This window comes from Thermohalobaculum sp. (assembly GCF_058622915.1).
On the sequence record NZ_JBZSYN010000071.1, the window covers coordinates 1 to 17,503 of the forward strand.

Genomic DNA, 17,503 nt, shown 5'->3' on the forward strand with positions numbered 1-17,503 from the left:
AGCGCCGCGTTCAGCTCGAACGACGGGTTCTCGGTGGTCGCCCCCACCAGCACGATCACCCCCGACTCCATGTGCGGCAGGAAGCCGTCCTGCTGCGCCTTGTTGAAGCGGTGGATCTCGTCGACGAAGAGCAGCGTGCCGCGGCCTTGTCCGTGGCGCAGCTTCGCCGCCTCGAACACCTTCTTGAGATCGGCGACGCCAGTGAAGATGGCGCTGATCTGCACGAAACTCAGATCGGTCTCGGCGGCGAGCAGGCGCGCGATCGTGGTCTTGCCCGACCCCGGCGGGCCCCACAGGATGAGGGAGGAGAGCTGCCCGCCCGCCAGCATGTCGCCGAGCGGCGCACCCGGTCCGAGGATATGGCCCTGCCCGACCACGTCGGCCAGCCGCGCGGGGCGCAGACGGTCGGCCAGCGGATGCGGCGCCCGTCCCTTGCCCTCGGCCAAGCCGGGCGGCGGGGCATCGCCGCGGTCGAACAGGTCCGGCATCTCAGCCCCGGAGCGTGATGTCGCCGCGCTCGCCACCACGGTCGACATGCAGCACGAGGCGGCCGGCGCGGCGCACGGCGCCGGTCAGCTCGTGCACCGTCGACACCTCGCGCCCGTTGACGCCGAGGATCAGGTCGCCGGGCATCAGGCCCGACTGGGTCGCAGGCCCATCGACCGCGGTGACGAGCACCCCGGTCGCCGAGACCGGCAGGCCGTCTTCCTCGATCACCGCCGGGTTAACGTTGATCACTTTCACGCCGCGCAAGATCGTGGGCGCGCGCAGGACAGTCTTGTCCCGCGGCGGACGCTCCGGCGCCTGGCGCAGCGCGACTTTCGCCTCGCGCACCTGTCCGTCGTGCACATAGCGCACCGTCGCACTGTGCCCCGTTCCGAGGGTCGTGGCGCGGAAGGACAGCCCGGACAGGCTGTCGACCTGATCTCCGTCGATCGAGAGCACGACATCGCCGACATGGATTCCCGCCTGGGCGAATGGGCTCTCCGGATGCTCGCCATTGATCAGCACCCCGCCCGACCGGTCGAGCCGCATCGCCTGAGCGATAGGGGCGGTGACCGGCTGGCCGGCGAGGCCGAGCCAGGGACGATCGAACGCCTTGGCGCCGTGGCGCGCCGCGGCGACGACGCGCTTGACCAGGTTCGCTGGAATCGCGAAGCCGATGCCGTTCGAGCCGCCAGAGCGGCTGAGGATCGCCGAATTGATCCCGATCAGGCGCCCTTTGATGTCGACCAGCGCCCCGCCCGAGTTGCCCGGATTGATCGCCGCGTCGGTCTGGATCATGTAGCCGCCGCCGCCCTGGCCCGGACTGGTGGAGCGGCCAAGGCCGGAAATGATGCCGCTGGTGACCGTCTGGCCGATGCCAAACGGGTTGCCGACCGCCAGCACCAGTTCGCCGACCTGGAGCGTGTCCGAGTTGCGCAGCTCGAGAGTGGGCAGATCATGCGCGCCCTCGAGCTTGACGACGGCCAGATCGGTCTTCTTGTCGGCGAGGATCACGCGGCCCTTGAACTCGCGCTTGTCGTGCAGGACGACCGTGATCGCGTCCGCCTCGCCCACCACGTGGTAGTTCGAAACCACGATCCCCGAGGGATCGACGATCACGCCCGAGCCGAGCGAATGCTCGATCCGCCGCTGCGTCAGATTGGGAAAGATGTTGCCGAACATCTGCCGGAAGACCGGATCGTTGGCGAACGGGCTGAATTTGTGCTCCACGACCTTGCGCGTGTAGATGTTGACGACAGCGGGTTCGACCTTCTTCACGACCGGCACAAAGCTGAGCTGGATCTCGGCCGGGCTCGTCGGAACCCGCTGCGCCTCGACCCCGGCCGGTACCACGAGGATGACGGCCAGGGCCAGCCCCGCGAGCGCTCTGGTGAACATCATCTTCGTCTCCTGTCGGTGTCCGCGCCTGCGGCATAGTTAGGCGATCGGCCCGGCCGCGCCAAGCGCGCCACCGCCCGCCGTTCAGACCCCCTGCAGCAGCAGGACCAGACCGGCGCTGCCCGCGACGGCCAGCATTGCGCCACGCACCGCGCCGCGCGACAGCCGCGCCGCGAGCACCCGGCCGAGAGCGAAGCCGGTCCCGACTCCGGGCAGCAGTGCCACACCGCGCCACACATCCTGCGCCCCGAGAAGACCCGCCGACCACAGCGAGACAAGTGCCAGGCAGCAGCCGAACAGGAACACGCCGGCCAGCGTCGCCCGTGCCTTCTCGGGAGGCTCGCGCTGGTAGAGCAGGATCAGCGGCGGCCCGTGCATGGCGGCGATCACGCCGGTGGCACCGCCGATCGCAGCGCCCGAGAACAGCCGCGCAGGCGTGATCCCGAAGGGCGGAACGAAAAGGCTCGCAGCGACCGCCGCCATGATCGTGCCGCCGATAAGGACCCCGAGCCAGCGCGCGGCCAGCGCGGCCAAGAGGACGGTGCCCACCGCCGTCCCCAGGGCAAGGCCGAGCGCCAAGGGCGGCATTTCGGCGCGGTTCAGAGAATCGCGGCTGCGGCCCATCACCAGCGCCGAGAGCGCGATATTGGAGATCAGCATCGGCGCGGGCACCCAAGCCAGGTCGATGAGCGCCAGGACGGGCACCGCCACCATGGCGTAGCCGGCCCCGGTGGAGGCCTGCAGCAGCGCAGCGAGGCAGGTCACGAGGTTCGCGGCGAGGAGCTCGAGCATCGTCGCCGCCGGCCGGCCCTTACTCGTCCGCGGCGGCCTCTTCGGCCGCGACTCGGGCGCGGTCGCCGGCGCCCTTGGCCTCCGGGTCGCGGTCGACCAGCTCGACGATGGCCATCGGCGCCATGTCGCCATAGCGGAAGCCGGCGCGAAGCACCCGGGAATATCCGCCCTGGCGCTCCTTGTAGCGGGCGCCGAGCGTGTCGAAGAGCTTGGTCACGGCACCGTCCTGCCGGATCTGCGCCGCAGCAAGGCGCCGGGCATGCAGGTCGCCGCGCTTGGCCAGCGTGATCAGCTTCTCGACATAGGGCTTGAGCTCCTTGGCCTTCGGCAGCGTGGTCTTGATCTGCTCGTGCTCGATCAGCGAGCAGGCCATGTTGGCCAGCATCGCCTGGCGGTGCTCGGCGGTGCGGTTGAGCTTGCGATGTCCGTGTCCGTGGCGCATGTCGTCGTCTCCTTGGCTTTATGCTTTGTCCGGCCGCCTTGCTCGTTCGGCGGCCTCCTTGGGGCGGAATGCCCGTTCGCTCGCCGGGTCGGCGCGGCCCATCCTGCCTGCTTTCGCAGGCCGGGCCCCCGACCCGCGGGCGTCAGAACTGGTCCTCGAACTTCTTGGCCAGGTCCTCGATGTTCTCCGGCGGCCAGTTCTGCACGTCCATGCCCAGATGCAGCCCCATGCCGGCCAGAACCTCCTTGATCTCGTTCAGCGACTTGCGGCCGAAGTTCGGCGTGCGAAGCATCTCGGCCTCGGTCTTCTGGATCAGATCGCCGATATAGACGATGTTGTCGTTCTTGAGGCAGTTGGCCGAGCGCACCGAGAGCTCCAGCTCGTCGACCTTCTTGAGAAGCAGCGGGTTGAACTCGAGTTCCTCCTCCTCGCCGGCGCCCGCGGCCTCGCGCGGTTCCTCGAAGTTGATGAAGATCTGCAACTGGTCCTGCAGGATACGCGCGGCATAGGCGAGCGCGTCGTCCGGGCTGAGCGTGCCGTCGGTCTCCACCGTGATGGCCAGCTTGTCGTAGTCGAGCACCTGGCCTTCGCGCGTCGGCGTGACCTTGTAGGAGACGCGCTTGACCGGCGAGTACAGCGCATCGACCGGGATGAAGCCGATCGGCGCGTCCTCGGGCCGGTTCTTGTCGGCGGGGACGTAGCCCTTGCCGGTGCCGATCGTGAGCTCCATGTGCAGCCGCCCGCCCGAGTCGAGGTGGCAGATCACGTGGTCCTTGTTGATGATCTCGATGCCCATGACCTCGGTGATGTCGGCGCCGGTCACGACGCCCGGCCCGGTGGCGTTGAGCTGGAGCCGCTTCGGCCCCTCGCCGTCCATGCGCACGGCCAGACCCTTGAGGTTGAGCACGATGTCGGTGACATCCTCGCGCACGCCGGGGATCGAGGAAAACTCGTGCAGCACCCCGTCGATCTGCACGGCGGTCACCGCCGCGCCCTGCAGCGAGGACAGAAGCACGCGGCGCAGCGCGTTGCCCATGGTGAGCCCGAAGCCGCGCTCGAGCGGCTCGGCGACCGCGGTGGCCACCCGCGCCGGGTCGGCACCCGGTTCGGTCACGAGGCCCTGCGGCTTGATCAGTTCCAGCCAGTTCTTGTGGATCACTCTTCAGTCCTCCATGCCAGCGCCTGGCCGGATCCGGCAGCCGGGCGCACCCCGAGGATGCGGAGGCGGCCCGCCCGCCGGTCTGCCCGGCGCCGGACCGCTTGCCGCTGATTCTTTCGCGTCAGACGCGCCGGCGCTTCGGCGGACGGCAGCCGTTGTGCGGGATCGGCGTCACGTCCTTGATCGCACTGATTGAGAAGCCCACCGCCTGGAGCGCGCGCAAGGCCGATTCACGGCCGCTGCCCGGGCCCTGGACCAACACCTCAAGCGTGCGCACACCGTGATCCTGCGCCTTTCGCCCCGCGTCCTCCGCGGCCATCTGCGCGGCATAGGGCGTCGACTTGCGCGAGCCCTTGAAGCCCATGTGGCCCGCCGACGACCAGGCGATCGAGTTGCCCTGCGCGTCGGTGATGTTGATGATCGTGTTATTGAACGACGCATTCACGTGGGCCACGCCCGCCGTGATGTTCTTGCGCTCCTTGCGCTTGACGGTGACGCGCTTCTCGCGAGCCATGCTTGGCGACTCCTTACTTCTTCTTGCCGGCGATCGGGCGCGCCTTGCCCTTGCGCGTCCTGGCGTTGGTGTGCGTGCGCTGGCCGCGCACCGGCAGCCCGCGCCGATGCCGCAGCCCGCGGTAGCAGCCGAGGTCCATCAGGCGCTTGATGTTGACCGCGACCTCGCGACGCAGGTCGCCCTCGACCTGCAGGTTCTGGTCGATGTGCTCGCGGATCGCCACCAGCTCTGCGTCCGACAGCTCGTTGACCCGGCGGCTCACGTCCACGCCCGCGGCCTCGCAGACATTGCGGGCGGTGCTGTGACCAATACCGTAGATGTAGGTCAGCGCGATCGGCACGCGCTTGTTGGTCGGAATGTTAACGCCAGCTATGCGCGCCACTGCTCCAGCTCCATCCTGTCATGCCCGCCGCAGCGGGCCGAAATCCGGTAAGACCGGCAGGCGCCGGTCGTGCTCGCCCTCTCGATAGTCCAGACCAAAACGCCGCCCCCGCAAGGAGGCTGCGCTGGCAGCCAACACGGCGGAGGCGACTCTCTGTCGCCGGGAAGCGCGCACTATAGTCGGGCGCTCCCCGCCGTCAAGCCCCGCCGGCGCGCGGCGGATCTCCGCCGCACCGGGGATCCGGCCGCCGATGCCGAGCGAGTCGGAAGGCTTCATCCAAGCGCCTCGCCGATCTCCGCGGCGACCTCGTCGATGCCGGCCATGCCGTTCACCGTCGCGAGCTTTTCCGTGCGCCGGTAATAGTCGATCAGGGGCGCGGTCTCGGCGTTGTAGGCGGCCAGCCGCGCGCGCACCGTCTCGGCATTGTCGTCGGGGCGGCGGGTGAACTCGGTCGAGCCGCACTTGTCGCACACGCCCTCCTGCGCGGGACGCTTGTAGTCGTCGTGATACCCCTCGCCGCACCGTGCGCAGGTGAAGCGTCCGGAGATGCGCTTCACCAGCTCCTCGTCGTCCACCTTCATCAGCACGACGACATCGAGCCGCATCGCTTTCTCGCCGAGCAGCCGGTCCAGTGCCTCGGCCTGTGCAACCGTGCGCGGGAAGCCGTCGAAGATCACTCCCCGACCCACGTCGGGCCGGTCGAGCCGCTCGGAGACGACGCCGATGACCACCTCGTCGGGCACGAGCTCGCCTGCCTCCATGATCGCCTTGGCTTTGCGGCCGACATCGGTGCCCGCCTTGACGGCCGCCCTCAGCATGTCGCCGGTCGAGAGCTGGATCAGCCCGCGCTCGTCCATGAGGATGCGCGCCTGCGTGCCCTTGCCGGCGCCCGGCGGCCCGAGAAGAATGACGTTCATCGGGACCTCCCCTCTCAGCGGCCGCGAATCCGGGCCTTCTTGATCAGGCTCTGGTACTGGTGCGCCAGCAGGTGGCTCTGGATCTGCGTGATCGTGTCCATGGTGACGGAGACGACGATCAGAAGCGACGTGCCGCCGAAGTAGAAGGGCACACCGACCTTGGAAATCAGGATCTCCGGCAGCAGACAGACCAGCACCAGATAGATTGCGCCCACGACCGAGAGCCGCGTCAGCACGTAGTCGAGGTAGTCCGCGGTGCGCGCACCGGGCCGGATTCCGGGCACGAACCCCCCATGCTTCTTCAGGTTGTCGGCCACCTCGGTCGGGTTGAACACGACCGCCGTGTAGAAGAAGGTGAAGAAAACGATCAACCCGGCATAGAGCAGCATGAAGAGCGGCTGTCCGCGTCCCAGATAGGCGGCCACCACGCCCATGACGCCGAGGTGCCCGCCCCCTGCCGAGAAGCTGGCGACCGTGGTCGGCAGCAGCAGCAGCGAAGAGGCGAAGATCGGCGGGATGACGCCCGATGAGTTGATCTTGAGCGGCAGGTGCGAGCTCTCGCCGCCATACATCTTCTGCCCGACCTGGCGCTTCGGATACTGAATCAGGATCCGCCGCTGGGCGCTCTCGACATAGACGACGCCGTAGATCACCGCCCCCGCGAGCACGAGCACGCCGACGATGACGAAGGTGCTGAGCTGGCCGGTGCGCCCGAGCTCGAAGAACTGCGCCATGTGCGAGGGCATCCCGGCGATGATGCCGGAGAAGATGATCAGCGAGATGCCGTTGCCGATGCCCCGCGCCGTGATCTGCTCGCCGAGCCACATCAGGAACATGGTGCCGCCGACCAGCGTGATCACCGTGGAGGCGCGGAAGAAGGCGCCGGGCTCGAGCGCGAGGCCCTGACCCTCAAGCCCGACGGCGATACCGTAAGCCTGTACCATGGAAAGCAGCACCGTGCCGTAGCGCGTGTACTGGTTCATCTTGCGCCGGCCCGACTCGCCCTCCTTCTTGAGCTGCTCGAGCGAGGGCATCATCGAGGCCGCCAGCTGCATGATGATCGAGGCCGAGATATAGGGCATGATGCCCAGCGCGAAGATCGCCATGCGGCCGACCGCGCCACCCGCGAACATATTGAAGACGCCGAGAATGCCGCCCTGGGTCTGCTGGATGAAGCGGGCAAGCTGGACCGGGTCGATCCCGGGCATCGGGATGTAGGTGCCCAGCCGATAGACCACAAGCAGCCCGAGCGTGAACAGGATGCGCTTCTGCAGATCCTTGGCCCGTCCGAGCGTGCTCCAGCTCAGGTTGGCGGCCATCTGTTCGGCGGCTGATGCCATCTCGTCTCGCCCTCTCCTGCCCCAGCGGTCCCTGCGCGGCCGGCGCGCGCCGGCTCAGCCTTCGGCTGCGCCGGCGGCGGGTGCCTTGACGGTCAGGGTGCCGCCCGCCGCCTCGACCGCGGCGACAGCCGCCTTGCTGGCCCCGGTGGCCTCGATTCTCACGCCCTTGGTCGTCAGCTCGCCCTTGGCCAGCACGCGCACGCCATCGCGCTTGCGCCGCACCAGACCGGCGGCCGCTAGGGCCGCCTCGTCGATCGGCGCCTTGGCATCGAGCTTTCCGGCATCGATGAACTTCTGGATGCTGCCCAGGTTCACCACGGCGAAGCTCTTCGCGAAGATATTGTTGAAGCCGCGCTTGGGCAAGCGGCGGTGGATCGGCATCTGGCCGCCCTCGAACCCCTTGACGGCGACGCCCGAGCGCGACTTCTGGCCCTTGATGCCGCGGCCGGCGGTCTTGCCCTTGCCCGAGCCCGGCCCGCGGCCGACGCGCTTGGTCTTCCTGGCGGCGCCGGGATTGTCTCTCAGTTCGTGAATCCGCATGACGCATTCTCCTGTCGCCGGACCGACGGGCCGATGCGTCCCATGCCCGCCGCCACGGCCTGTTGCGATGTGACCCCGGAGCGCACCCCCGGAGTCGCGCAGCGCGGCCTAGCCGCGCTCCTCGACGATCTCCACCAGATGCGGGATCTTGTTGATCATGCCGCGGACCGAGGGCGTGTCCTCGAGCTCGCGGGTCCTGTGCATCCGGTTGAGCCCCAGCCCGATCAGCGTCGCGCGCTGCTCCTCGGGTCGACGGTTCGGGCTGCGAACCTGCCTGACCACGATGGTCTTGCCCGCCTTGGGCTTGCCCGGTTTGGCCTTCGCTGCCTTGGGCTTCGCGGCCTTGGCCTTGGCGGCCTTGGGCTTGGCTGCCTTGGGCTTGGCTGCCTCGGGCGCGGCGCGCCCGGTCGGCGCCGCCACGCCGGCCGATGCCTCGGGCTCGGCCGCTTTCGGCTTGACGACCTTGGCCTCCGCCGCCTCCGGCGACGCTGCCTCGGGCGCGGCGCCCTTCTCGGCCGCCCCGGCTTCGCTGTCCTTGTTCTCGGCCATGTCGCGCCTCTTCCTTACTCTGTCGCCGCCGGCTGGCCCGCCCGGGCCGGCAGGACGTCGGAAACCTTCTTGCCGCGGCGCTGCGCCACCTGGCGCGGCGACAGCTCCTGCTGCAGCCCGTCCATGGTTGCGCGCACCATGTTGTAGGGGTTCTGGCTGCCCACCGACTTGGCCACAACGTCTTGCACGCCCAGCATCTCGAAGACCGCACGGCACGGGCCGCCGGCGATGATGCCGGTGCCAGCCGGCGCTGAGCGCATCACCACACGCCCCGCCCCCCAGTGGCCCTGGATGTCGTGGTGCAGCGTGCGGCCCTCGCGCAGCGGCACGCGGATCACGTTGCGCTTGGCCTGCTCGGTGGCCTTGCGGATCGCCTCGGGCACCTCGCGCGCCTTGCCGGAGCCGAAGCCGACCCGCCCCTTCTGGTCGCCGACCACGACCAGCGCCGCGAAGCCGAAGCGCTTGCCGCCCTTCACCGTCTTCGAGACGCGGTTGATCGAGACCAGGCGATCCGAGAACTCGCCGTCGCGGTCGTCGTCGCGGCGGTCCCGCCGCTCGCCGCCCCGGTGCCGGCGGTCGTCACGTTCTGCCATTCTCGCCTCCTCAGAGCTTCAGGCCGGCTTCGCGGGCCGCATCCGCCAGAGCCTTGACCTTGCCGTGGTAGAGATAGCCGCCGCGATCGAAATAGACCTCCTCGATGCCGGCCGCCTTGGCGCGGGCGGCGATCTCGGCTCCGACCTTGGACGCCGCCTCGAGATTGCACTTGCCCTTGAGCCCCAGCTTCGGCTCCAGCGTCGAGGCCGCAGCCAGCGTCCGCCCCGCCGTGTCGTCGATGATCTGCACCGAGATGTTCTTGTTCGAGCGGTAGACGCTCAGGCGCAGCCGTCCCTCGGCCACCTTCCGCAGCTTGTTGCGGACGCGCAGGCGGCGCCGCAGCATGAGCTCGTGCTTCGATCTCGCCATCTGTCCGCTCCTTACTTCTTCTTGCCTTCCTTGCGGAAGATGTACTCGCCCTTGTACTTCACGCCCTTGCCCTTGTAGGGCTCGGGCGGCCGCCAGCCGCGGATCTCGGCCGCGACCTGGCCAACCCGCTGCTGGTCGATGCCGCTGATCTCGATTTCGGTCGGCTTCGGGCACACCACCTGGATTCCCTCCGGGATCGGATACTCGACATCGTGGCTGTAGCCCAGCGCGAGCTTCAGCGTCTTGCCCTGGACCTGCGCGCGATAGCCGACGCCGTTGATCTCCAGCTCGGTCTTGAAGCCCTGGCTCACACCGGTCACCAGGTTCTGCACCTGCGTGCGGGTCATGCCCCACTGCTGGCGCGCGCGCTTGGAGCCGCTGCGCGGCTTGACCGAGATTTCGCCGTCCTCGAGCCGGACCTCCACCTCGTCCGTCGCCGTGAACCGGCGCTCGCCCTTGGGGCCCTTGACCGCGACGGTCTGGCCCGAGACGTTCGCCGTCACCCCACTGGGCAGCGCAACCGGCCGCTTTCCGATGCGTGACATCTCCGCGCCCTCCTCAGAATACCGTGCAGAGCACTTCGCCGCCGACGTTCTCGGTGCGCGCCCTGGCGTCGGACATCACGCCGCGCGAGGTCGAGACGATCGACACGCCCAGGCCGTTGCGCACCTGCGGCAGGTCTTTGGCCGCCATGTAGACCCGGCGGCCCGGCGTCGAGACGCGCGCGAGTTCGCGGATCACCGGCTCGCCGTCGAAGTACTTGAGCTCGATTTCGAACTCCGGCTTCGCCGGGTCGTCGCCGAGCCTGGCATAGCCGCGGATGTAGCCCTCGCTCTGCAGCACGTCGAGCACCCAGCCCCTGAGCTTCGAGGCGGGCGTGCGCACCTTCGACTTGTTCCGCAACTGCGCATTGCGAATGCGGGTCAGCATGTCGCCGAGAGGATCGTTCACTGACATACGTGCCTCCTCACCAGCTCGACTTGACCATGCCGGGGATCTCGCCCTGCGAGGCCAGATCCCTGAGCGCGATACGGCTCATCTTGAGCTTGCGGTAGTACGAGCGCGGGCGCCCGGTGACCTGGCAGCGGTTGCGCACGCGCGTCGGCGACGAGTTGCGCGGCAGCTTCGCTAGCTTCAGGCGCGCCTTGAAGCGCTCCTCCATCGGCAGGCTGTCGTCGTTGGCGATCGCCTTGAGCTTGGCGCGCTTCTCGGCAAACTGCGCCGCCATGCGTGCCCGCTTCTTGTCGCGCTCGACCATGGAAACTTTGGCCATGTTCCGGGTCCCTCCGGTCAGTTCGGGAAGGGCATGTTGAAGTGCTTCAACAATGCCTTCGCCTCGGCGTCGGTCTTCGCCGTCGTACAGATGATGATGTCCATGCCGCGGATCTCGTCGACCTTGTCGTAATCGATCTCGGGAAAGACGATGTGCTCGCGGATTCCCATCGAGAAGTTGCCGCGCCCGTCGAAATGCCTGCCGCGCAGGCCGCGGAAGTCGCGGATCCGCGGCATCGCGATGGTCACGAGGCGATCGAGGAAGTCGTACATGCGCTCGCGCCTCAGCGTGACCTTGACGCCGATCGGCATGCCCTCGCGCAGCTTGAAGTTCGAGATCGACTTGCGCGCCTTGACGATCACCGGCTTTTGGCCGGCGATCAGCGCCATGTCGTCATGCGCGGCCTTGACCTTCTTCTGGTCCTGCACCGCCTTGCCCACGCCCATGTTCAGCACGATCTTGTCGAGCCGCGGGATCTCCAGCTCGTTCTTGTAGCCGAACTCCTCTTTCATCGCGGTGCGGACCTGGCTGTCGTAGTGCGCGCGCAGGCGCGGGACGTATTTGGAGCCGTCAGCCATCGATGACCTCCCCGGACTTCTTGGCAAAGCGCACCTTGGTGCCGTCCTCGAGGAACTGGAACCCGACCCGTGTGGCGCCCCCGCCCTGGGGGTCGACCAGTGCCAGGTTCGACAGGTGGATCGACGCCTCCTTGGTGATGCGTCCGCCCTGGGCCTGCGCGGACTGGCGCTGGTGGCGCACCACCATGTTGACGCCGGCAACCAGGGCGCGGCTCTGCTTCGGCATGACGCGCAGGATTTCGCCCTCCTTGCCGCGGTCGCGGCCCGAGAGCACGACCACGCGGTCGCCCTTCTTCAGCTTCGCAGCCATCACAGGACCTCCGGCGCCAGGCTGATGATCTTCATGAAGTTCTTCTGGCGCAGCTCGCGAACCACCGGGCCGAAGATGCGCGTGCCGATCGGCTCGAGGTTGTTCGACAGCAGCACCGCGGCGTTGCGGTCGAAGCGGATCGCGGTGCCGTCCTCGCGCCGCACCTCCTTGGCGGTGCGCACGATCACGGCCTTGCGCACGTCGCCCTTCTTCACCCGGCCGCGGGGAATCGCCTCCTTGACCGAGACGACGACGATGTCGCCGACGCCCGCATATTTGCGCTTGGCGCCGCCGAGCACCTTGATGCACTGCACCCGCCGCGCGCCGGAGTTGTCGGCGACGTCCAGGTTGGTCTGCATCTGGATCATGGCGGTCTCTCCCGACCTTGGCCCATCACCCCGCTGTCGCGTCTCGGGGGCTCGGGCCTGGTTTCGACTGAACCGGGTGTCGTGTCAGGTCACTCGGCCTGGGTCACGACCTCCCAGCGCTTGGCTCGCGATTTCGGCGGGCATTCCTGGATGCGCACGATGTCGCCCACCTTGCACGCGTTGGTCTCGTCATGCGCGGCGTACTTCTTGGTGCGGCGCACGGTCTTCTTCATCACCGGATGGGCAAAGCGGCGCTCGACGAGGACCGTAACGGTCTTCTCGTTCTTGTCGCTGACGACGGTGCCCTGCAGAATTCGCCTCGGCATCTCTTCTCACCTCACTCCGTCGCGGCGGCCGCGCGGGCCTTCTCGTTCAGGATCGTCTTCACCCGGGCGGCGTCGCGGCGTACGGTGCGCCGGCGCGCCGTGTTCGCGAGCTGGCCGGTCGCGGCCTGGAAGCGAAGGTTGAACCCCTCCTTCTTCAGCTTCTCCAGCTCCTCGCGCAGCTGGTCCGGCGTCTTGTCGCGCAGCTCTTCAGCCTTCATGGCGACACCCTTCCTCGACAGTCGCGCCCCGGGGCACTCCCTTCGGCGCGCCGATCCTCAAAAACAATGGCCGCGCCCCATATAGGGCGCAGGCCCGAAACTCACCAGTCCTCGCGGACGACGACCCTGCTCTTCACCGGCAACTTCATGGCGGCGAGGCGGAGCGCCTCCTTTGCCACAGCCTCCGGCACGCCGTCAACCTCGAACATGATGCGGCCGGGGTGGACGCGGCAGGCCCAGAACTCGGGCGCGCCCTTGCCCTTGCCCATGCGCACCTCGATCGGCTTCTTGGTCACCGGCACGTCGGGGAAGATGCGGATCCAGACCCGCCCCTGGCGCTTCATCGAGCGCGTGATGGCGCGCCGCGCCGCCTCGATCTGGCGTGCGGTGACGCGCTCGGGCTCCGTCGCCTTGAGGCCGTAGGAGCCGAAGTTCAGCTCCGACCCGCCCTTGGCGACGCCATGGATGCGGCCCTTGTGCTGCTTGCGGAATTTCGTTCGCTTCGGCGAAAGCATGGCTCATACTCCTCAGCGGGCCTCAGCGGTGCGGGCGGAAGCCGCCGCCGCCCTCCTGGATCTCCTGCTGGCGCCGGTCGCGGGCCTGAGGATCATGCTCCATGATCTCACCCTTGAAGATCCAGACCTTCACCCCGATCACGCCATAGGCGGTCTTGGCCTCGGCGATGGCATAGTCGATGTCGGCGCGCAGCGTGTGCAGCGGCACACGGCCGTCGCGATACCACTCGGTCCGGGCAATCTCGGCGCCGCCCAGCCGGCCTGCGGCGTTCACGCGCACGCCCTGGGCGCCCATGCGGATGGAGTTCTGCATGGCGCGCTTCATGGCGCGGCGGAACGAGACGCGGCGCTCGAGCTGCTGGGCGATGTTCTCGGCCACCAGCTGCGCGTCCAGCTCCGGCCGGCGGATCTCGACAATGTTGAGATGCAGCTCCGACTTGGTGATTTCGCTCAGCTTGCGCCGCAGCTTCTCGATGTCGGCGCCCTTCTTGCCGATGATCACGCCCGGGCGCGCCGTGTGGATGGTCACCCGGCACTTCCTGTGCGGGCGCTCGATCACCACGCGGCTGACGCCGGCCTGCGCGCACTCCCGCTTGATGAAGTCGCGAATCGCCAGGTCCTCGTGCAGCAGGTCGCCATAGTCCTTGGTGTCGGCGAACCAGCGGCTGTCCCAGGTGCGATTGATTCCGAGTCGCAGCCCGACCGGATTGACCTTGTGTCCCATTAGGCCTGCTCCTCTACCTGCCGGACCTTGATCGTCAGCTGGCTGAACGGCTTCTCGATGCGGCCATAGCGCCCGCGCGCGCGCGGGCGGCCCCGCTTCATGACCAGGTTCTTGCCGACCCACGCCTCGGCGACGATCAGCTCGTCGACATCGAGCCCATGGTTGTTCTCGGCATTGGCGACCGCCGACTGCAGCGTCTTCTTGACGTCCTGCGCGATGCGCTTCTTCGAAAACGTCAGCATCGCCAGCGCCGCATCCACCGGCTTGCCGCGGATCAGCTGCGCCACCAGGTTCAGCTTCTGCGGGCTCACCCGCATCATGCGATTGACCGCCATCGCCTCGTTGTCCGCGATGCGGGGGGGATTCTTTGGCTTGCCCATGGCTTACCTCCGCTTCGCTTTCCGGTCCGCGGCGTGGCCGTGGAAGGTGCGGGTCGGCGCGAACTCGCCGAACTTGTGGCCGATCATCTCCTCGGTGACGCTGACAGGAATGTGCTTCTTGCCGTTGTAGACACCGAAGGTCAGCCCGACGAACTGCGGCAGGATGGTCGAGCGCCTCGACCATGTCCTGATCACCTCGTTGCGGCCCGACTCGCGCGACTTCTGCGCCTTCTTCAGGACGTGCGGGTCGACGAAGGGGCCCTTCCAGACGGAACGTGGCATGTCGCGGTCTCCTTACGCGCCCTTGCGGCGCACATGGCGCGAGCGCAGGATGTATTTCTGGGTCGCCTTGTTCTGGCGGGTCTTGCGGCCCTTGGTGGGCTTGCCCCAGGGCGTCACCGGGTGCCGGCCGCCCGAGGTGCGGCCCTCGCCGCCGCCGTGGGGGTGGTCGATCGGGTTCATCGCCACGCCGCGCACCGAGGGGCGCTTGCCGCGGTAGCGCGTGCGGCCCGCCTTGCCGATATTGGTGTTGGCGTTGTCCGGATTGGACACGGCGCCGACGGTCGCCATGCACTCCTGGCGCACGATGCGCATCTCGCCCGAGCTGAGCCGCAGCTGCGCATAACCGCCGTCGCGCCCGACGAACGCGGCATAGGTCCCCGCGGCGCGCGCCATCTTGCCGCCGGCGCCCGGCTTGAGCTCGATGTTGTGCACGATGGTGCCGACTGGCATGCCGGTGAACGGCATCGCATTGCCCGGCTTGATGTCGACCTTGGCGCCCGAAACGACCTTGTCGCCCACGGCCAGGCGCTGCGGCGCCAGGATGTAGGCCTGCTCGCCGTCGTCATAGCGGACCAGCGCGATGAACGCGGTCCGGTTCGGGTCGTACTCGATGCGCTCCACCGTCGCCTGCACGTCGTGCTTCTTCCGCTTGAAGTCGACGATGCGGTAAAGCCGCTTGGCCCCGCCGCCGCGCCGGCGCGCCGTGATCCGCCCGGAGTTGTTTCGCCCGCCCTTCTTCGTCAGGCCCTCGGTGAGGGACTTGACGGGACGACCCTTCCACAGATCCGAACGGTCGATCAGAACCAGCCCGCGCTGGCCCGGCGTCACCGGATTGTAGGTTTTCAACGCCATCTTGCTGTCTTCCGTCTCTCGTGGTTCAGCGGCCCCGGATCACAGACCCGTGGTCACGTCGATCATGTGCCCCTCCTCGAGGGTCACATACGCCTTCTTGAAGTCCGCCTGCCGTCCCGGACGGCCGCGGAAGCGCTTGACCTTGCCCTTGGTCAGCGTCGTGTTCACTGCCTTCACCTTGACGCCGAAAAGCGCCTCCACCGCCTCCTTGATCAGCGGCTTGTTGGCATCCTTGCGCACCTCGAACACCACCGCGTTGGCCTCCGAGGCCCGGGTCGACTTCTCGGTGATCACGGGACGCCGGATCACGTCGTAGAGCTCTGCCTTGGCGGTCATTTCAGTCGCGCCTCCAGCGCCTCAACCCCGGCCTTGGTCACGACCACGAGGTCGCGCTTCAGGATGTCGTAGACGTTCGCGCCCTGGCTGGGCATCAGCTGGATGCCGCGCAGGTTGCGCGCCGCACGGGCGAAGTTCTCGTCCAGCGCCGGCCCGTCGATGACCAGCGCCTTCGCCCAGCCGAGCTTGGTCACCTTCTCGGCCAAAACCTTGGTCTTGGGCTCGCCGAGCTTCGCCTCGTCCAGCACGATCAGCTCACCCGCCTGGGCCTTGGCGCTCAACGCCATCTTCAGGCCAAGCCGGCGCACCTTCTTCGGCAGATCGTGCGCATGGCCGCGCGGGTGCGGCCCCTTGGTGGTGCCGCCGTGGCGCATCAGGTTGACGCCGGCCGCACCGTGCCGCGCCCGCCCGGTGCCCTTTTGCCGGAAAAGCTTCTTCGCCGGATAGGACACGCCGCTGCGCGTCAGCGTCGCGTGCGTGCCTGCCTGACGCCGTGCCAGCTGCCAGCGCACCACCCGGTGCAGGATGTCCGAGCGCGGCTCGAGCCCGAAGATCTCGTCGGCCAGATCGATCGAGCCCGCCTTGCCGGACTCGAGGTTTATCACGTCCGATTTCATTTCTCCTCGCCTCCCTCGGGGGCTTCACCGGACTCCTCGCCCTTCTCCGCCTTGATCTCTTCCTCGGCTTCCTTGAGGGCGGCCTCCTGCTGCGCGGCCTCCTCGGCCTGGCGGCGAGCCTCGGCCTCGGCCTCGGCGGCGGCGGCCTCCTCGGCCGCCTTCTCCGCGGCCAGCGCGGCTTCCTCGGCGTGCGAGCGCAGGGCGGCCGGCAGGATCACGCCCTCGGGCGCCGGCTTCTTCACCGCGTCCTTGATGGTGACCCAGCCGCCCTTGGCACCGGGCACCGCGCCCTTGACCATGATCAACCCGCGCTCGGCATCCGTCCTGACCACCTGCAGGTTCTGCACGGTGACCCGCTCGGCGCCCATGTGGCCGGCCATCTTCTTGCCCTTCCACACCTTGCCCGGGTCCTGGTTGCCGCCCGTCGAGCCGTGGCTGCGGTGGCTGATCGAGACGCCGTGCGAGGCGCGCAGGCCGCCGAAATTGTGCCGCTTCATGGCGCCGGCGAATCCCTTGCCGATGCTCACGCCGGCGACATCCACGTACTGGCCCTCGAAATAATGGTCGGCGGTGATCTCCTCGCCCACATCGACCATGTTCTCGGGCGAGACTCGGAACTCCACCACCTTGCGCTTCGGCTCGACATTCGCCTTGGCGAAGTGGCCGCGCTCGGGCCTGGTGGTATTCTTCGGCTTTGCGGTGCCGGCGCCCAGCTGCACGGCGGCGTAGCCGTCCCTCTCGGGCAGCCTCTGGGCCACGACCTGGACCTTCTCCATCTGCAGGACGGTCACCGGCACCTGCCGCCCGTCCTCCATGAAGAGGCGGGTCATGCCCAGTTTCTTGGCGATCACTCCAGAGCGCATCACGCCCTCCTCAGAGCTTGATCTCGACGTCCACGCCGGCGGCGAGGTCGAGCTTCATCAGCGCGTCGACCGTCTGCGGCGTCGGATCGACGATGTCGAGCAGCCGCTTGTGGGTCCGGATCTCGAACTGCTCACGGCTCTTCTTGTCCACGTGCGGCCCGCGCAGAACCGTGAATTTCTCCACCTTGTTCGGCAGCGGAATGGGCCCGCGCACCTGGGCGCCGGTCCGCTTGGCCGTATTCACGATCTCCGCCGTGCTGGCATCCAGCACGCGGTGATCGAAGGCCTTGAGCCGGATCCGAATGTTCTGGCCTTGCATTTCTCTCGCCTCTCGGGCTCGCGGGTTGGGGAACGGCGGCCCGCGCGGGGCCGCCGCCCG

General features: G+C 68.1%; 30 protein-coding genes. All 30 read right to left on the reverse strand.

Going from position 1 to position 17,503, the window contains the following annotated elements; genetic code table 11:
- Positions 1–488 (reverse strand): AAA family ATPase (locus AC32QD_RS05765; protein WP_492009528.1); only part of this gene is annotated, 488 nt, incomplete at its 3' end.
- 1 nt (position 489) lies between these two features.
- On the reverse strand, positions 490–1,884 hold the full coding sequence (locus AC32QD_RS05770) for a Do family serine endopeptidase (protein ID WP_492009555.1): 1,395 nt from the start codon (positions 1,882–1,884) through the stop codon (positions 490–492).
- 84 nt (positions 1,885–1,968) lie between these two features.
- On the reverse strand, positions 1,969–2,676 hold the full coding sequence (locus tag AC32QD_RS05775) for a TSUP family transporter (RefSeq protein ID WP_492009529.1): 708 nt from the start codon (positions 2,674–2,676) through the stop codon (positions 1,969–1,971).
- A gap of 19 nt (positions 2,677–2,695) precedes the next feature.
- Entirely contained in the window at positions 2,696–3,118 is a 423-nt protein-coding gene (gene rplQ, locus AC32QD_RS05780; RefSeq protein WP_492009530.1) for a 50S ribosomal protein L17, read from the reverse strand.
- 142 nt (positions 3,119–3,260) lie between these two features.
- Complete coding sequence (locus tag AC32QD_RS05785; protein ID WP_492009531.1) at positions 3,261–4,277, reverse strand: DNA-directed RNA polymerase subunit alpha; 1,017 nt, start codon at positions 4,275–4,277, stop codon at positions 3,261–3,263.
- A 121-nt stretch (positions 4,278–4,398) separates the two neighbouring features.
- Positions 4,399–4,791 carry a 30S ribosomal protein S11 gene (gene rpsK / locus AC32QD_RS05790; RefSeq protein ID WP_492009532.1) on the reverse strand — a complete coding sequence of 131 codons (393 nt, stop codon included), beginning with the start codon at positions 4,789–4,791 and terminating at the stop codon, positions 4,399–4,401.
- 13 nt (positions 4,792–4,804) lie between these two features.
- Entirely contained in the window at positions 4,805–5,173 is a 369-nt protein-coding gene (gene rpsM, locus AC32QD_RS05795; RefSeq protein ID WP_492009533.1) for a 30S ribosomal protein S13, read from the reverse strand.
- Positions 5,174–5,445: 272 nt separating this feature from the next.
- Positions 5,446–6,090 carry an adenylate kinase gene (locus AC32QD_RS05800; protein ID WP_492009534.1) on the reverse strand — a complete coding sequence of 215 codons (645 nt, stop codon included), beginning with the start codon at positions 6,088–6,090 and terminating at the stop codon, positions 5,446–5,448.
- 14 nt (positions 6,091–6,104) lie between these two features.
- Positions 6,105–7,430: a preprotein translocase subunit SecY gene (gene secY / locus AC32QD_RS05805; protein ID WP_492009535.1), complete on the reverse strand. Its 1,326-nt coding sequence runs from the start codon at positions 7,428–7,430 to the stop codon at positions 6,105–6,107.
- 54 nt (positions 7,431–7,484) lie between these two features.
- Positions 7,485–7,970, reverse strand: coding sequence for a 50S ribosomal protein L15 (gene rplO / locus AC32QD_RS05810; RefSeq protein WP_492009536.1), 486 nt, complete (start codon positions 7,968–7,970; stop codon positions 7,485–7,487).
- Between the two features lie 108 nt (positions 7,971–8,078).
- Positions 8,079–8,255 carry a 50S ribosomal protein L30 gene (rpmD, locus tag AC32QD_RS05815; protein WP_492009556.1) on the reverse strand — a complete coding sequence of 59 codons (177 nt, stop codon included), beginning with the start codon at positions 8,253–8,255 and terminating at the stop codon, positions 8,079–8,081.
- 278 nt (positions 8,256–8,533) lie between these two features.
- Positions 8,534–9,112: a 30S ribosomal protein S5 gene (gene rpsE / locus AC32QD_RS05820; protein WP_492009537.1), complete on the reverse strand. Its 579-nt coding sequence runs from the start codon at positions 9,110–9,112 to the stop codon at positions 8,534–8,536.
- Between the two features lie 10 nt (positions 9,113–9,122).
- Complete coding sequence (rplR, locus tag AC32QD_RS05825) at positions 9,123–9,482, reverse strand: 50S ribosomal protein L18 (RefSeq protein WP_492009538.1); 360 nt, start codon at positions 9,480–9,482, stop codon at positions 9,123–9,125.
- Positions 9,483–9,493: 11 nt separating this feature from the next.
- Entirely contained in the window at positions 9,494–10,027 is a 534-nt protein-coding gene (rplF, locus tag AC32QD_RS05830) for a 50S ribosomal protein L6 (RefSeq protein WP_492009539.1), read from the reverse strand.
- Between the two features lie 13 nt (positions 10,028–10,040).
- Positions 10,041–10,439, reverse strand: coding sequence for a 30S ribosomal protein S8 (rpsH, locus tag AC32QD_RS05835; RefSeq protein WP_492009540.1), 399 nt, complete (start codon positions 10,437–10,439; stop codon positions 10,041–10,043).
- A gap of 10 nt (positions 10,440–10,449) precedes the next feature.
- Positions 10,450–10,755 (reverse strand): 30S ribosomal protein S14, encoded by a 306-nt coding sequence (gene rpsN, locus AC32QD_RS05840; RefSeq protein WP_492009541.1) that lies wholly within the window; start codon positions 10,753–10,755, stop codon positions 10,450–10,452.
- A gap of 17 nt (positions 10,756–10,772) precedes the next feature.
- Positions 10,773–11,333 (reverse strand): 50S ribosomal protein L5, encoded by a 561-nt coding sequence (gene rplE / locus AC32QD_RS05845; protein ID WP_492009542.1) that lies wholly within the window; start codon positions 11,331–11,333, stop codon positions 10,773–10,775.
- Entirely contained in the window at positions 11,326–11,643 is a 318-nt protein-coding gene (gene rplX / locus AC32QD_RS05850) for a 50S ribosomal protein L24 (protein ID WP_492009543.1), read from the reverse strand. Before rplX ends, rplE begins: the two co-directional genes overlap by 8 nt.
- Entirely contained in the window at positions 11,643–12,011 is a 369-nt protein-coding gene (gene rplN, locus AC32QD_RS05855; RefSeq protein WP_492009544.1) for a 50S ribosomal protein L14, read from the reverse strand. The genes rplX and rplN overlap by 1 nt, the downstream gene beginning before the upstream one ends.
- 89 nt (positions 12,012–12,100) lie before the next feature.
- Entirely contained in the window at positions 12,101–12,337 is a 237-nt protein-coding gene (gene rpsQ, locus AC32QD_RS05860; RefSeq protein WP_492009545.1) for a 30S ribosomal protein S17, read from the reverse strand.
- A gap of 11 nt (positions 12,338–12,348) precedes the next feature.
- The gene (gene rpmC / locus AC32QD_RS05865) at positions 12,349–12,555 is read right to left on the reverse strand and encodes a 50S ribosomal protein L29 (protein ID WP_492009546.1); all 207 of its coding nucleotides are present in this window, start codon (positions 12,553–12,555) and stop codon (positions 12,349–12,351) included.
- A gap of 101 nt (positions 12,556–12,656) precedes the next feature.
- Positions 12,657–13,070 (reverse strand): 50S ribosomal protein L16, encoded by a 414-nt coding sequence (rplP, locus tag AC32QD_RS05870; RefSeq protein WP_492009547.1) that lies wholly within the window; start codon positions 13,068–13,070, stop codon positions 12,657–12,659.
- Positions 13,071–13,092: 22 nt separating this feature from the next.
- Positions 13,093–13,794, reverse strand: a complete 702-nt coding sequence (rpsC, locus tag AC32QD_RS05875; protein WP_492009548.1) for a 30S ribosomal protein S3 — start codon at positions 13,792–13,794, stop codon at positions 13,093–13,095.
- Positions 13,794–14,174: a 50S ribosomal protein L22 gene (rplV, locus tag AC32QD_RS05880; RefSeq protein ID WP_492009549.1), complete on the reverse strand. Its 381-nt coding sequence runs from the start codon at positions 14,172–14,174 to the stop codon at positions 13,794–13,796. Before rplV ends, rpsC begins: the two co-directional genes overlap by 1 nt.
- Before the next feature lie 3 nt (positions 14,175–14,177).
- On the reverse strand, positions 14,178–14,456 hold the full coding sequence (gene rpsS / locus AC32QD_RS05885; protein WP_492009550.1) for a 30S ribosomal protein S19: 279 nt from the start codon (positions 14,454–14,456) through the stop codon (positions 14,178–14,180).
- Positions 14,457–14,468: 12 nt separating this feature from the next.
- Positions 14,469–15,308, reverse strand: coding sequence for a 50S ribosomal protein L2 (gene rplB, locus AC32QD_RS05890; RefSeq protein ID WP_492009551.1), 840 nt, complete (start codon positions 15,306–15,308; stop codon positions 14,469–14,471).
- Positions 15,309–15,347: 39 nt separating this feature from the next.
- Positions 15,348–15,644: a 50S ribosomal protein L23 gene (locus tag AC32QD_RS05895; protein ID WP_492009552.1), complete on the reverse strand. Its 297-nt coding sequence runs from the start codon at positions 15,642–15,644 to the stop codon at positions 15,348–15,350.
- A complete protein-coding gene (rplD, locus tag AC32QD_RS05900; protein ID WP_492009553.1) occupies positions 15,641–16,261 on the reverse strand; it encodes a 50S ribosomal protein L4 in 621 nt (206 codons plus the stop codon). The genes AC32QD_RS05895 and rplD overlap by 4 nt, the downstream gene beginning before the upstream one ends.
- Positions 16,258–17,127, reverse strand: a complete 870-nt coding sequence (gene rplC, locus AC32QD_RS05905; protein WP_492009554.1) for a 50S ribosomal protein L3 — start codon at positions 17,125–17,127, stop codon at positions 16,258–16,260. Before rplC ends, rplD begins: the two co-directional genes overlap by 4 nt.
- Positions 17,128–17,134: 7 nt before the next feature.
- Positions 17,135–17,443, reverse strand: a complete 309-nt coding sequence (gene rpsJ / locus AC32QD_RS05910) for a 30S ribosomal protein S10 (protein WP_492009557.1) — start codon at positions 17,441–17,443, stop codon at positions 17,135–17,137.
- Positions 17,444–17,503 lie beyond the last annotated feature (60 nt).